The organism is Martinezella sp. CNPSo 3795 (genome assembly GCF_057784475.1).
Window position 1 is genome coordinate 1 of sequence record NZ_JBXSOQ010000027.1, and the last position, 14554, is coordinate 14554.

General features: G+C 59.9%; 16 protein-coding genes. 11 read left to right on the forward strand and 5 right to left on the reverse strand.

Annotated features, from left to right (window positions below; all coding sequences use genetic code 11):
- Positions 1-69: 69 nt before the first annotated feature.
- From AC13QY_RS31900 to AC13QY_RS31915, 4 genes are all read right to left on the reverse strand, one after another.
- Positions 70-1227 (reverse strand): CaiB/BaiF CoA transferase family protein, encoded by a 1158-nt coding sequence (locus AC13QY_RS31900; RefSeq protein WP_269245794.1) that lies wholly within the window; start codon positions 1225-1227, stop codon positions 70-72.
- On the reverse strand, positions 1214-1774 hold the full coding sequence (locus tag AC13QY_RS31905; RefSeq protein WP_113354499.1) for a MaoC family dehydratase: 561 nt from the start codon (positions 1772-1774) through the stop codon (positions 1214-1216). Before AC13QY_RS31905 ends, AC13QY_RS31900 begins: the two co-directional genes overlap by 14 nt.
- Before the next feature lie 30 nt (positions 1775-1804).
- Positions 1805-2641, reverse strand: coding sequence for an amidohydrolase family protein (locus tag AC13QY_RS31910; RefSeq protein ID WP_269245795.1), 837 nt, complete (start codon positions 2639-2641; stop codon positions 1805-1807).
- Positions 2642-2706: 65 nt separating this feature from the next.
- Positions 2707-3498: an IclR family transcriptional regulator gene (locus tag AC13QY_RS31915; RefSeq protein ID WP_095436363.1), complete on the reverse strand. Its 792-nt coding sequence runs from the start codon at positions 3496-3498 to the stop codon at positions 2707-2709.
- A 180-nt stretch (positions 3499-3678) separates the two neighbouring features.
- Between AC13QY_RS31915 and AC13QY_RS31920 the strand changes: the two genes are divergently transcribed.
- The 11 genes from AC13QY_RS31920 (at position 3679) to AC13QY_RS31970 (ending at position 14134) form a co-directional block, all read left to right on the forward strand.
- Complete coding sequence (locus AC13QY_RS31920; RefSeq protein ID WP_069615976.1) at positions 3679-4995, forward strand: type 2 periplasmic-binding domain-containing protein; 1317 nt, start codon at positions 3679-3681, stop codon at positions 4993-4995.
- Positions 4996-5185: 190 nt separating this feature from the next.
- Positions 5186-6079 (forward strand): carbohydrate ABC transporter permease, encoded by an 894-nt coding sequence (locus AC13QY_RS31925; protein WP_269245796.1) that lies wholly within the window; start codon positions 5186-5188, stop codon positions 6077-6079.
- A 2-nt stretch (positions 6080-6081) separates the two neighbouring features.
- On the forward strand, positions 6082-6948 hold the full coding sequence (locus tag AC13QY_RS31930; RefSeq protein WP_113389248.1) for a carbohydrate ABC transporter permease: 867 nt from the start codon (positions 6082-6084) through the stop codon (positions 6946-6948).
- A 5-nt stretch (positions 6949-6953) separates the two neighbouring features.
- Complete coding sequence (locus AC13QY_RS31935; RefSeq protein ID WP_113333827.1) at positions 6954-8051, forward strand: ABC transporter ATP-binding protein; 1098 nt, start codon at positions 6954-6956, stop codon at positions 8049-8051.
- Positions 8052-8063: 12 nt separating this feature from the next.
- Positions 8064-9176: a mandelate racemase/muconate lactonizing enzyme family protein gene (locus tag AC13QY_RS31940; protein WP_269245797.1), complete on the forward strand. Its 1113-nt coding sequence runs from the start codon at positions 8064-8066 to the stop codon at positions 9174-9176.
- Between the two features lie 13 nt (positions 9177-9189).
- A complete protein-coding gene (locus AC13QY_RS31945; RefSeq protein WP_113354504.1) occupies positions 9190-9519 on the forward strand; it encodes an L-rhamnose mutarotase in 330 nt (109 codons plus the stop codon).
- A gap of 327 nt (positions 9520-9846) precedes the next feature.
- A complete protein-coding gene (locus AC13QY_RS31950) occupies positions 9847-10920 on the forward strand; it encodes a Gfo/Idh/MocA family protein (RefSeq protein WP_269245798.1) in 1074 nt (357 codons plus the stop codon).
- 3 nt (positions 10921-10923) lie between these two features.
- Positions 10924-11385, forward strand: coding sequence for a MaoC/PaaZ C-terminal domain-containing protein (locus tag AC13QY_RS31955; RefSeq protein WP_113354844.1), 462 nt, complete (start codon positions 10924-10926; stop codon positions 11383-11385).
- Entirely contained in the window at positions 11382-12515 is a 1134-nt protein-coding gene (locus AC13QY_RS31960) for an extracellular solute-binding protein (protein ID WP_269245799.1), read from the forward strand. The genes AC13QY_RS31955 and AC13QY_RS31960 overlap by 4 nt, the downstream gene beginning before the upstream one ends.
- Before the next feature lie 104 nt (positions 12516-12619).
- Entirely contained in the window at positions 12620-13351 is a 732-nt protein-coding gene (locus tag AC13QY_RS31965; protein WP_269245800.1) for an SDR family oxidoreductase, read from the forward strand.
- Positions 13352-13459: 108 nt separating this feature from the next.
- On the forward strand, positions 13460-14134 hold the full coding sequence (locus tag AC13QY_RS31970; protein ID WP_113330574.1) for a DUF1345 domain-containing protein: 675 nt from the start codon (positions 13460-13462) through the stop codon (positions 14132-14134).
- 31 nt (positions 14135-14165) lie between these two features.
- Here AC13QY_RS31970 and AC13QY_RS31975 read toward each other — a convergent pair whose 3' ends face one another.
- Complete coding sequence (locus AC13QY_RS31975; protein ID WP_069615987.1) at positions 14166-14339, reverse strand: DUF1328 domain-containing protein; 174 nt, start codon at positions 14337-14339, stop codon at positions 14166-14168.
- Positions 14340-14554 lie beyond the last annotated feature (215 nt).

Here is a 14554-nt window from a genome sequence, read left to right on the forward strand (position 1 = left end):
CCCCTGCCCCTTGTGGGGGAGATGTCACGAAGTGACAGAGGGGGGTATCACGGGTGTTGCGTAGAGAACCTAGCAAAGAAACTCCGCCCTGATCTTCTCCGACTGCCCGCCGATCGTCGGCGCCGCCATATCATTCTTGGCTCGAACACCATTCACCCGGATCGGGCTTGCCGTCGTGCGTACCGAGGCGACGTCATCGCGGGTTACCGTCTGCAGCATATCGAGCTTACGGAAAGCCGCGCTTTGCAGCAGTTTCGGCCAGTCAAGCACTTCGGCCGCCCAGATGTCTGCGGGTTCCAGGAGATCGAGCCACTCGCGAACCGTCTTCTCCTGCAGGCGGCTGGCGATCATGGTCTTGATCTCGTCCCGATGCTGGAAGGCATCATCCGGCGTGTAACCGGCAAGAGCGGGCAGATCGAGCAGCGGCGCGAGTTTTTCCAGCGGCATCATCGCCAGTGCCAGCCAGCCATCGGCACAGCGATAGACGCCATACGGCGCCGCGAGATAGGCGTGTGCATTGCGCACGGCGGATTTCTTCGGCAGTCGGCCGCCGTCGTTCAGATGGGTGGTTAGCACTTCGAACTGGAAATCGACCAGCGCCTCCAGCAAGCTCGTCTCCACATGCACGCCGTGGCCGGTGACGCCGCGGCGCACCAGTCCGGCAAGGATGGCCTGAACCAGGAGATTACCGGCCAGCATGTCGGCGACGGCGAGCCCAAAAGGCACCGGCCCGTCATCCGCCTCGCCATTCAGCCACATGACGCCGGAGCGGGCCTGGGCCAGGAGATCCTGCCCGGGGAAATGGCGCCATTCATTGTCGGGGCCATATCCGGTGATGCTGCCATAGACGATGCGGGGATTGATAGCGGCAACGGCGGCATAGTCGAGGCCAAGCCTTTCGATGACGCCGGGGCGGAAATTCTGGATGACCACGTCGGCCTTGGCGATCAGCGCGCGCAGTTCCTGCAGGTCGCCTTCATCCTTCATATTGACGGCAAAGCTCTCCTTGCCGCGGTTGATGGCATGAAACAGCGTGGAGTCGCCGCCGATCTCGGTGTCGCTGAGATAGAGCCGGCGGCAGAGATCACCGCCATCGGGCCGCTCGATCTTGATGATCCTCGCGCCGAGATCGCCGAGCCGTAGCGCCGCCATCGGGCCGGCAAGAAACTGGCTCATATCCAGCACGATGATGCCGGAGAGCAGGCCCTCTTCGTTATCCTTGGTCATGTCGGACTTTCAGCGGCGGCGCGTCCGCGGGCCGGCCGTTCCTGTAGCGCACGGTCTGGATATGCTCGCAATAGAGCACCAATTCGCCTTCGCCCTTGAAGACTTCGTAGGAAGAGCGGATCAGGCCGAGCTCGGCATATTTCGGCTGCTTATCGAGATTTGTGCGGATGGTGTAGATCGTCTCGCCGATGAAGGTAGGCTTGATGAAGCGCAACTTGTCGTATCCATAGGAAAAGGCGTTGACGCAATTGGTGGCGACGAGCCCAAGCCCGGCGGAAAAGACGAAGGCGCCGGCAACGAGCCGCTTGCCGAACAGGCCCTCGGTTTCCGCAAAAATCTGGTCGCTAACGTAAGGATGCATGTCGAGCACCAGCGCGTTGAACTGCTGGGATTCGCCTTCTGAGATCGTGCGACGCAGCGAGCGGATCCTGTGGCCGATTTCGAAATCTTCGTAGAACCAGTTTTCCGCATTCCAGACAGGAATCTCGGCGTGATCGGCCGGCATGGTCTTCGGACAGGTGCTGGATATGCCGACGGTGGCGGTCATGGCATGTCTTTCGATGGAAAACCTCTGATCTCAAAGAGACCAGAGGCGCTTGGCATTGAGGTGATAGAGCCGGCTGCGTTCGTCGGTGCTTACGCCTTGCATCAGCGCGTGAGTGGCTGCGATCCAGGTGGAAAGACTGCCGCCGAGCGTACAGACTGGCCAGTCGCTGCCCCAGATGACGCGGTCCCAGCCGAAGCTTGCGATGCAATGTTCGATGAAGGGACGCAGCGTTTCCGGCGTCCAGCTGTCTGGATCGGCATAGGCGACGACGCCGGAAATCTTAACGGTGACATTCGGGCGCTTCGCCGTTTCCGTGATCCCCGCCGCCCAGCTTTCGCTGAAGCCATCCTTCACCGCCGGTACGCCGCAATGGTCGAGGATGAAGCGGATATTGGGATTGAGGTCGATGAGCGCGAGCGCCTTGGACATCTGATGCGCTAGGACACAGAGGTCGAAGGTGAGCCGCGTGCCGCCGAGCCGCTTCAGGTTCTCGCGGAAGAGGGCGCCCTCGGAGACGTCATCTGGCACGACATGCAGTACACGGCGGAAACCTTTGACGAAGGGATCGGCAAGTACGCGTTCGAGATAGGCGGGGAAGTTCGTGCTCTCAGGACGGCAGGCGGCGATGGCACCCCTGAGGAGGCTACCGGGCTCACGGCTCAGGCCTTTGACGTAATCTGTTTCCCGCTCGATATCATCCTCGGCGACGTCGACCTCCATGTGAAGCGTATCGGCGATCCCAAGCCGCTTGGCCTCGCGCGCATAGTCTTCGTAGAGGCTGTCGCGATTGAGCGCGCCGGCGCCGGCCAGCCAGGGATAGGCGAGACGTTTCCGGTCGACGATGTGCAGATGGCTGTCGAAAAGCATGGCGTTCCTCCCATACCTGCTTGCTCAACATATACTCACAGAAGAATAGTTTATTCAAATAAAAATTATAACTCGGCCTTGTCCACCGTGCCGGCCACGGTTTCGGAGATTTGCTTGGCGGCTTCCCGGACATATTCGACCACCTGCTCGCGCGTAGGTGCCTTCGGGTTCACTGGCTCAATATAGGGGCAGGTGAGGGCGGCAAGGGCGTTGCCGTCCATCGCCAGCACGGGCGCGGAAATATTGTGTACGCCGCTCGTCTGCAGGCTGCTCATGGTTTCGAAGCCCTTTTCACGAATTGCTGCGAGCTTTTCCTCGAGATCGGCAGGCGGCTCCTCCGGATCCTGTTCCTGGCGTCTCTGCTCGTTGATCATCATCTGGCGCTGCTTTGCATCCCGGAATGCCAGAAGAATATGGCCGGAGCCGGTATTATAGAGATTGATCTGCGCGCCGACGCGGATGGAGATGCCCCAATAGGTCGGCGAATCCTGCTGCGCGATGACGACGACGGAGCCGCGATCATAGATCGCCAGATGGCAGGCCTGCTCGGCACGGTTGGAGAATTCGCGCATCAGCGGTGTGGCGAAGGAGACGAGGCGGCGCACCGGCGCATGATAATGCGCAAGGCCGAAGAGCTTCAGCGTCAGATAGAAACGATCGCCATCCTGCCGCTGCACATAGCCGCGCCGTACGAGACGATCGAGCATGCGGTAGAATTCGTTGGGGCTCTTGTTGAGCGCCTTGGCAATCTCGGCCTGCGTCAAGCCGCCGTCGATCGTTGCCAGCAGCTCCAAAATGTCAAGCCCCTTGTCCAGCGCCGGTGCGCGGTAGCGATCACTGTCGTCTTCTATGCTCATCAACAAGTCCCCCATGCGAAGAAACATGAATCATCATTCATATATGAATGAAGGCATTTTACAAGCGCGCGATCGCGGCTTGACGGCCAATGAATAAGATGTTTACTTATAAATCATTGATCCATATTTGGGTCGAGAGGGCAATCGGGCAAGGGGTCCGATTTTAAGGGAGGAAGTTCGATGAGGAATTGGAAGGCCGGTCTTGCTGCCGGCACGATGGCATTGCTTGCCGGCACAGCGGTCTTCGCCGCCGATCTGCCAGGCAAATTTCCGGGCGTGACGATCGACGCCAAACTCATCGGCGGTCAGCAATACGAACCGCTTTACGCGCGCATCGCCGAGTGGGAGAAGGAGACGGGCGCCAAGGTCAACATTCTCTCGAAGAAGAACCACTTCGAACTCGACAAGGAAATCAAATCGGACATGGCCTCGGGCAGCATCTCCTGGTGCGTCGGCTCGAACCACTCGTCCTTCGCGCCGCAGTATCCCGACCTCTACACCGACCTCGGCAAGCTGCTGCCGAAGGAAGAAATCAGCCAGTTCGTCGATTCGACCATCCAGGCCTCGACCATCGACGGCCGCCTGATCATGCTGCCGCGTGCGCAGTTTGACGTTTCGGCGCTCTACTATCAGAAGAGCCTCTATAGTGACGAGGCCAAGAAGACGGCGTTCAAGGCGAAGTATGGCTACGATCTGGCGCCCCCGAAGACCTGGAAGGAAGTCTCCGATCAGGCGATCTTCTTCTCCAACCCGCCGAACTTCTTCGGCACGCAATTCCCCGGCAAGGAAGAGGCGATCAATGGCCGCTTCTATGAAATGCTGGTCGCCGAAGGCGGCGAATATCTCGACAAGGACGGCAAGCCTGCCTTCAACTCCGAAGCCGGGGTGCGCGCGCTCGACTGGTTCGTCAACATGTACAAGGCCAAGGCCGTTCCGGCCGGCACGACCAACTATCTCTGGGACGACCTCGGTGCCGGCTTTGCCTCTGGTTCGATCGCTCTCGATCTCGACTGGCCGGGCTGGGCGACCTATTTCAATGATCCGAAGTCTTCTAAGATCGCCGGCAATGTCGGTGTCGTCGTGCAGCCTGCCGGTTCCTCCGGCAAGCACACCGGCTGGTCCGGCCATCATGGCTTTTCGGTAACCGAAGCCTGCGCCCACAAGGATGCAGCCGCTTCGCTCGTCTGGTTCCTGACGAATGACGACTCGCAGAAGCTCGAAGCCGCCAACGGCACGCTGCCGACCCGCAAGGCCGTATGGGACTGGGATATCCAGCAGGCTGCATCCGACCCTTACAAGAAGGAAGTGCTGAGCACCTTTCAGGAAGCCATGAAGTATGCCTTCCCGGTTCCGCGCACGCCGCAATGGATCGAGATTTCCAACGTCGTCTATCCTGAGCTTCAGGCCGCGATCCTCGGCGACAAGAGCTCGAAGGAGGCGCTTGACGCTGCTGCGCAAAAGGCAACCGATGTCCTGAAGGACGCTGGCGCCCTCTAAGCGGTGCACTCGAAATCCCGCGCGTCTCGGGCGTGCGGGATTTCCGCAAAACTGAGTTCGAGAATGGTTTTCGATCGGCACCGCAAGGGGCCGGTCTGCTCTGCCGGTTTGCTGCCGGCTTCTCGGTCCCAAGCAATCCATTCCACGCAGTCCGGGCCACGCTGCCGAGGAATGCCGACAGGTGCAAACCATGCTCAAAAGAATATCTCCACCGGTCCTGCTTCTTCTTCCGGCGATCATCGTCCTCGTGGCTGTGGTTCTGTTTCCGCTGCTTCTGTCCTTCTATTCCAGCTTCACGCCCTTTCGCCTGACGCGGCCGGCGACGCTTTTCACCTTCATCGGTCTGCGCAACTACATGCGCATCCTGTCGGATCCGGTGTTCCTGGCCGCCTTCGTGCGCACCGTCGTGCTTTTGACGATTGCCCTTAATCTGGAAATGCTGCTTGGTCTCGGATTGGCTTTGCTGGTCAACAAGGCGACCTACGGCAAGCGCGTGCTGCGCACGCTGATGATGTTTCCGATGATGTTCTCGCCCGTTCTCGTCGGCTTCCAGTTCAAATTCATGTTCAACGACAATGTCGGCATCATCAACAATGTCCTGCAGTCGCTAGGGATCACGGAAACGGCCATTCCCTGGCTGATCGATGGCAATCTGGCGCTGTTTTCCATCGTCATTGCCGAAGTCTGGTCGTCGACGTCGGTCTTCGCGATCCTTATCCTCGCAGGCCTGCTCGCCATGCCGCAGGAGCCGGTAGAAGCCGCAAAAGTGGACGGCTGTACCAGCTGGCAGACCTTCCGCTACGTCACCTGGCCATTCCTGATGCCGTTCGCCTTCATCGCCATGACGATCCGTTCGCTCGACGTTGCCCGCGCCTACGACATCGTCAAGATTATGACCGATGGCGGGCCGGCGCGGCGCACCGAGCTGATCTGGACGCTGGTCGGGCGCACCGCCTATGCCGATGCGCAGATGGGGCTCGCCAATGCCATGGCCTATGTCTCGATCATTCTTTCTATCGTCTTCACCGTCTATTTCTTCCGCAAGCTGGCGCTTGCCCGCACCCAGATCGGAGCGGAGTGGTAATCATGGATCGCAACGCTCAACAACGCCTGCAGCGCCGCCTCTGGAAGATCGCCTATCTCATCGGCCTCTTCCTCTCGATGCTTATCATCTGCCTGCCCGGTTTCTGGATCGTCATTAGCTCGCTACGGCCGACCGTGGAAATCATGGCGAAGCCGCCGGTCTGGATACCGCAGGAGCTGTCGCTGGAAGCCTATCGCGCCATGTTCAGCGGCGTCGGGCAGGGCGGCATTCCCGTCTGGGATTATTTCCGCAATTCGCTCATCATCTCCGTCACCTCGACCGCCATTGCGCTCGTCATCGGCATGTCCGGCGGCTATGCCTTCGCTCGCTTTCGTTTCGCAGGCAAGTCGGCCGTGTTCCTCGGGCTGATGCTGACGCGCTCCGTGCCCGGCGTGGCGCTATCGCTGCCGCTCTTCATGGTCTATGCGCGGCTCGGCATCATCGATACGCATTTCGGCCTGATCCTCACCTATGTCGCGCTGAATGTGCCGTTCACGATCTGGCTGATCGACGGCTTTTTCCGGCAGGTGCCGAAGGATCTCGCCGAGGCAGCGCAGATCGACGGCTGCACGCGCTGGCAGGCGTTCTGGCAGGTGGAATTTCCACTCGCCGGCCCCGGCATCGCATCGGCTGGCATCTTCGCCTTCCTCACCTGCTGGAATGAATATGCTCTCGCCTCGCAGCTGACGCGTTCCGTCGATTCCAAGACGCTGCCGGTCGGTCTCCTCGACTACACGGCCGAGTTCACCATCGACTGGCGCGGCATGTGCGCATTGGCGGTCGTGATGATCATTCCGGCTCTCGCTCTCACTTTCATCATTCAGAAGCATCTGGTGTCGGGTCTGACATTCGGTGCGGTCAAAGGTTGATCTCCATGGCTCAGGTTTCCCTCAAAAAACTCGTCAAGCGCTACGGCGCGCTGGAAATCGTCCACGGGATCGATCTCGACATCGCGGACAAGGAGTTCATCGCGCTTGTCGGCCCGTCCGGCTGCGGCAAGTCGACGACGCTGCGCATGATCGCCGGCTTGGAGGATGTGTCCGACGGCACGATCGAGATCGGCGATACGGTCGTCAACGACCTGCCGCCGCGCGATCGCAACATCTCCATGGTGTTCCAGTCCTATGCGCTCTATCCACATATGACCGTGCGCGAGAACATGGGTTTCTCGCTGAAGATCGCTAAGCAGCCGCAGGCCGAGATCGACCGGCGCGTCAACGAGGCCGCTGCTATTTTGAGCCTCGAAGCGCTGATGGATCGCCGCCCGGCGCAGCTTTCCGGTGGCCAGCGTCAGCGCGTCGCCATGGGCCGCGCCATCGTGCGCCAGCCGGAGGTCTTCCTCTTCGACGAGCCGCTATCGAACCTCGATGCCAAGCTGCGCACGCAGATGCGCACCGAGATCAAGAAACTGCATGCCAAGGTGCAGTCGACGGTGGTCTACGTGACGCACGATCAGGTCGAGGCCATGACGCTGGCGGACCGCATCGTCATCATGCGCGACGGCCACATCGAACAAGTCGGCACGCCGGACGAGGTGTTCAAGCGGCCCGCCACCCGCTTCGTTGCCGGCTTCATCGGCTCACCACCGATGAATATCGAAGAGGCGACACTGAAGGCAGGCGAACTCATCTTCAAGAACGGTGATCGTCTGCCGCTGCCGAACCAGTTTGCCGGCAAGGTCAGGGAAGGAGAAAAGGTCGCCTTCGGTCTTAGGCCTGACGATATCTTCCCGACTGGCCACGGCCTGCATTCGGGCGCGGAATCTGCCGTCTACGAGCTGACCCTGCCGGTCGCCATCACCGAACCGCTCGGCAATGAAACACTCGTCTTTGTCGAATTCGCCGGGCGCGAATGGGTGACGCGCATGCTCAATCCGCGCGCGCTGAAGAGTGGCGAGCGGCTGAAGATGAGCTTCGATCTCAGCCAAGCGCATCTCTTCTCCGCCGAAACCGGCAAGAGCCTGGCAAACTGAGGAATAGCTCCCATGGCACGTATCGAGAAAATTGAACTGCGCATGGTCGATCTGCCGCCGAAGGTGAAGCGGACGGATGCGATCCAGAGCTTCGTCAGCCAGGAAACGCCGATCGTCACCATCACCGACAGCGATGGGGCAGCCGGCACCGGTTACAGCTATACGATCGGCACCGGCGGCTCGTCCGTCATGCGGCTGCTGTCCGACCATCTGGTGCCGCTCTTGATCGGCGAGGATGCCGATTGCATCGAGGCGATCTGGCACAGATTGGAATTCGCCACGCATGCTACGACGATCGGTCCCATCACGGCGCTGGCGCTTGCGGCCATCGACACGGCACTTTGGGATCTGCGAGCCAAGAAGCAGAAGCTGCCACTCTGGAAGCTTGCTGGTGGCGCCAAGGATCGGTGCCCGCTCTACACGACGGAAGGTGGCTGGCTGCATATCGAGAAGGAAGCTTTGGTCGAAGACGCCCTGCAGGCGAAGGCCAAGGGCTTTTCCGGCTCCAAGGTGAAGATCGGCAAGCCGCATGGCTCCGAGGATTACGACCGGCTGGCCGCGATGCGTCTGGCACTCGGCTCCGGTTTCGAAATCATGACCGACTGCAATCAGGGCTTCACCGTCGATGAGGCGATCCGCCGGGCAGCACGCCTCAAGGAGCTGGACCTTGCCTGGATCGAGGAGCCGCTGCCGGCCGACGATCTCGATGGCCATATCCGGTTGATCCGATCGACGCCGACGCCGATCGCGGTCGGCGAATCCATGTATTCAATTCGGCATTTTCGCGAATATATGCAGAAGGGCGCCTGCTCGATCGTGCAGGTGGATGTCGCCCGCATCGGCGGCATCACGCCCTGGCTGAAGGTGGCGCATGCCGCCGAAGCTTTCGACATTCCCGTCTGCCCGCATTTCCTGATGGAGCTGCATGTCAGCCTCACCTGCGCCGTGCCGAATGGCAAATATGTCGAATACATCCCGCAGCTCGACGATCTCACCACCAAGGGCATGGAAATCGTCGATGGCAAGGCGGTGGCCCCATCAGAGCCCGGCATCGGTATTGCCTGGGACTGGGATGCCGTAAAGGCGCGCTCGATCGGCGAATTCACCCGGGAAATTCACGGCTGAGGAGGAGCTAACCATGCAGCGGATGGGAATGGTGATCGGCCTGGAGCCGGCCAAGGTCGCGGAATACAAGACACTCCATGCGGCCGTCTGGCCCGAGATCCTGGCGCTGATCTCCGAATGCAACATCACCAACTATTCGATCTTCCTGAAAGAGCCGGAAAACCTGCTCTTCGGCTATTGGGAATATGTCGGCACGGATTTCGAGGCCGATATGGCGAAGATGGCTGCCAGCCCGAAGAACCAAGAGTGGTGGTCCTTCTGCATACCCTGCCAGAAGCCCTTCGAGACCCGCAAAGAGGGCGAGTGGTGGGCCATGATGGAGGAGGTGTTTCATCATGACTGACGTCCAATCAAGGCCCCTCATTCCGCCAGGGGGGAGACTGCGGAGCGGATACCCCCCTCTGTCAGCTTCGCTGACATCTCCCCCACAAGGGGGGAGATTGGTAAATCGCGGCTATCTCTGGCAATCAACAGACATTGAATCTGCTGACACGACAGCTATTCGTTTCCCGAGGTGCTGCGAAACGCTTCAAGCGATCTCCCCCCTTGTGGGGGAGATGTCACGAAGTGACAGAGGGGGGTGTGTAGCTTCCACAACTTCCGAAGCCAATGTTCCTGGCTCCTTTTTCCGGGCAAAAGGTCAACCGGTCTTGGTTTCAGGGAGGATGAGATGAGCTTCGATCCCAAATCCCTGCGCCAATGGTGGCCGATGCCGTCGCATCCTCGCTCCATCGTGATTTTCGGTGCCGGCAGCATCGTCGGTGACGCGCATCTGCCTGCCTATAAACAAGGCGGCTTTCCGGTCGCGGGCCTCTACGATCCAAACACCGAGAAGGCGGTGGCGCTCGCTGCTCGATGGGGTATTCGAGTTTTCGCCTCCGAGGCAGAAGCCCTTGCCGTCGATGGCGCGATCTTCGATCTGGCGACCCCGCCGGCAGCGCATGCGGCGATCCTTTCGAAGTTGCCGCGCGGTTCCTTCGCGCTGATCCAGAAACCGATGGGCAGCGATCTTGCCGGCGCCTCCGAAATTCTGCGGGTCTGCCGCGAGAGGGATATCAAGGCGGCCGTCAACTTCCAACTTCGCTTCGCGCCGATGATGCTGGCGCTCTACGATGCCGTGAACAAAGGGTATCTCGGCGAGGTCGTCGATTTCGATGCGTGGCTGGCGCTTGCAACACCCTGGGGCCTCTGGCCGTTCCTGAAAGACTTGCCACGGATCGAGATCGCCATGCACTCGATCCACTATTTCGATTTCATTCGCGGGCTGCTCGGTAATCCTCGAGGGATCCACGCCAAGACCATCGGCCATCCCAACCATGATGTCGCCCAGACGCGGACGGCTGCGATTCTCGATTATGGCGACAAGGTTCGCTGCATGCTCTCGGTCAATCACGACCATGATTTCGGCCGCAAGTTCCAGGCTTGTGAGTTTCGCATCGCCGGCACCAAGGGGGCGGCCTATGTCAAGCTCGGTGTCAATCTCGACTATCCCAGCGGGGAGCCGGACGAACTTTGGATCCGACCTGAGGGCGGCAGCGATTGGGTCGAGGTCAAGCTGGAGGGCGCCTGGTTCCCGGATGCCTTTGTCAATCGCATGGCAAACCTGCAGCGTTTTGCATCCGGCGAGGATCAGGAGCTGATCGGTTCCGTCGAGGATGCCTGGCAGACCATGGCTCTCGTCGAGGCCGCTTATCAATCGAGCGCCGCGCCGGCGACGCCGATTGCCGAACTTCCAAAGGCTTGAGCAATGGCAGAACAAACCCTCTATTTCGAAGATTATGAAGTCGGCCACGTCAGGGTGACCACGGGACGGACGATCACCGAGACGGATTTTGTTGTCCATGCTGGCCATACCGGCGATTTCTTCCCGCATCACATGGATGCGGAATTCGCCAAGACCTTGCCTGGCGGCCAGCGCATCGCGCATGGCACGATGATCTTTGCGATCGGCGTCGGACTGACGGCCTCGCTCATCAATCCCGTTGCCTTTTCCTATGGCTACGATCGGCTCCGCTTCGTCCGCCCGGTGCATATCGGCGATACGATCCGCACCCGCGTCACCATTTCAGCGAAGGAGGATGATCCGAAACGGCCGGCTTCCGGTCGTGTGGTCGAGCGTTGCGAAGTGCTGAACCAGCGCGACGAAGTCGTGCTTGCCGCCGATCATATCCTGGTCGTCGAGCGCAAGCCGAGCGCGGGGAAGGCATGATGGTAAAACTTAAGGGAATGACCTGGTCGCATCCGCGCGGCTACGATCCGATGATCGCCTGCTCGAAGGTGTGGCGGGAAAAGACCGGTGTCGAGATCAGCTGGGAAAAGCGCTCGCTGCAGGATTTCGAGACTTTTCCGGTGGAGGAGCTTGCCGCGCAATACGATCTCATCGTCATCGATCATCCGCATGTCGGGCAGATCACCCGCGAGAACTGCCTGCTGCCGCTCGATGATGCAGGCTGTGCGGAGGAAATTGCCGCGATCGCCGCCGGCACCGTTGGGCGCTCCTATCCGAGCTACAACTGGCAGGGCCGGCAATGGGCCTTTCCGCTCGATGCGGCAACACAGGTGCAGGCCTATCGGCCCGACCGGCTGAGCGCGCCGGTCAAGAATCTCGCCGAATTCGTGACGCTCGCCAAGGAAGGCAAAGCAATCCTGCCGATGCGGCCGCCGCATTCGCTGATGACTTTCATCACGCTGGCTGCCCACCTCGGCACGCCCTGCAACATCGAAGGGCCGGATTTCATTGCCAAGGCCGATGGCGAAGCGGTGCTCGACTGGATCGCGCAGCTCGTTTCGGGCATGGATTCCAGCTGCTACGAAATGGATCCGATCGCGGTGCTCGACCTGATGGGCCAGCCTGACGGCCCCTATGTGGCGTCGCCGTTCATCTATGGCTACGTGAACTATTCCTTTGCCGGATTCAGGCGGGCGCGGATCGCTTTTGCAGATATGCCCGTGATCGATGAACGCGCGCCGAATGGCTCGGCACTCGGCGGCACTGGCATTGCGGTGTCGGCACGCACGCAAGCGCCTGAAGAGGCGAAGGCCTTTGCGCGCTGGATTGCGAGCGGGCCGGTGCAGGCGGGTGTTTATGCGAGTGGCAATGGTCAACCCGGCCATGCCGACGGCTGGATCAGCGATGCGGTCAATGCGCCGGCGCTCGATTTTTACCGCAACACGCGTGCGACGCTGGAAGGCGCCTATGTGCGGCCGCGGCATGATGGCTACATGGCATTTCAAAGCGATGCATCCGAGATGATTAGCAATGGACTGCGAAGCGGCGAGCGGCATACAGTCCTCATCGACAAGCTGAATCATCGCTTCGCGCAGTCTTTCGAAGCGTAGTGAGGTTGCGCCAACTGATTGTTACTGCATGATCTTATCCGAGTTTCGGCTATGCAGCCGGCGGCATGGGTGGGGTCATGGTTCCCGAAGAAAGGATCAGGATTATGGGTCACGGGTTGGAAGGCAAGAAGGTCGTCATCACGGCGGCGGGGCAGGGCATCGGCCGGGCGTCGGCAGAGCGCTTCATCTCGCTTGGCGCACATGTCTACGCCATTGATATCAACGAGCAGACGCTCTCGACGCTTGATGGCGCGACCAAACATGTGTTGAACGTGCTCGATAGTGCCGCCGTCAAGGCCTACGCGGAAGAGCTTGGCCCGATCGACGTGCTCTTCAATTGCGCCGGTTTCGTCCATGCCGGCACGATCCTGGACTGCGAGGAAAAGGATTGGGATTTCTCCTTCAACCTCAATGCCAAGGCGATGTACACCACCTGCCGGGCCTTCCTGCCGGGCATGCTGGAAAAGGGCAAGGGGTCGATCGTCAACATGTCCTCCGTTGCTTCCAGTGTGAAGGGCGTGCCGAACCGTTTCGCCTATTGCGCCTCCAAGGCTGCCGTGATCGGCCTGACCAAATCGATCGCCGCCGATTTCGTCGCCAAGGGCATCCGCGCCAATGCGATTTGCCCTGGCACGGTCGATAGCCCCTCGCTGCATGAGCGGCTGAAGGCAACCGGTGACTACGAGAAGGCAATGAAGGACTTTATCGCCCGACAGCCGATGGGCCGGATCGCAACTGCCGAAGAGATCGCCGCGCTGGTGACCTATCTCGCCGGCGACGAGGCGGGCTTCACGACCGGCCAGATCCACGTCATCGACGGCGGCTGGACGGGCTGAGGCTGCATTTTGAAGGTAGAAGGCCCCGTATTGCGGGGCTTCCTTTTATTTGCCACTCTCGTCGGCGAAGCGTTGTTTTGAAAGACGATTTGCGATCGGGAGAGCGGCATGGATGCGCAGGGACATTTGCATCATTCCAGATGGCGTGTGCTGTGGCGCAAGCATCATGTCATCCTGATTGCGGTTCTTGCCGGCATCGCCGTCTTTCTGCTTCTGACATCCCGCGAGTTCAATGCCAGCAATCTGCTGATCGCTTGGGATACGACCGCAATCGTCTATATCGTTTACAGCCTGTACAGGATGCTGACGGCCGACCCGCAGCGCATACGCAAGCGCTCGGCCGACCTCGATTTCTCGGATGGATTCCTGCTGTTCCTGTCGATTGCGGCAGCGCTCGCCAGCATCGGCGGCATTGCGCTGGATCTGCTTGGCGTCAAGGACGCCTCACCCGAAATCGCCTTCTACCGCGTGATGATGGCGATCGTGACGATCCTGATATCCTGGACCTTCCTGCATACGCTGTTCACCATCCACTATGCGCACCGGTTCTACAGCAGTCCGGGCAAGGGGCAGGGGCTGAAATTCGCCGAGCCTTTGGAGGAGCCGATCTATTGGGACTTCCTCTATTTCTCCTTCACGATCGGGGTTGCGGCTCAGACCGCCGATATCGGCATTTCCACCGTTTCAATGCGTAAGCTCGCGCTTCTGCACGCGATCCTCTCGTTTCTATTCAATACGACGATCCTGGCGCTCGCCATAAATGTCGGGGCGAGCCTGATCTAGGCCCGCCCCGATGCGCCGATGATCCCTGCCGTCAAACGACGGCATTGCCGGCCATGACGGCCAGGATCAGGAATATCAGGAAGATGATCAGGAAGATGGCGAAGAGAACACGCGCAATGGTTGCGGTTGCCGCGGACACGCCTGAAAAGCCGAAAAAGCCGCTGATCAAAGAAATCACAAAGAAAATGAGAGCCCATTTCAGCATTTAGCAATCTCCTCTGCGTTGTACTTCTTAAAGACGCGGGAGGAGGGTGAATTGTTCCAAAGGCGTTTTGGGGTAATGAGCATTGTTGCCTTCGACGGATGCTGTCGAGTCTGCTGAGGATGCATACCCCCTCTGTCACTTTCGTGACATCTCCCCCACAAGGGCAGGGCTATCGCATATGGAGGCGGACGAGCGCCATAAGCTCCTTCTCCCCT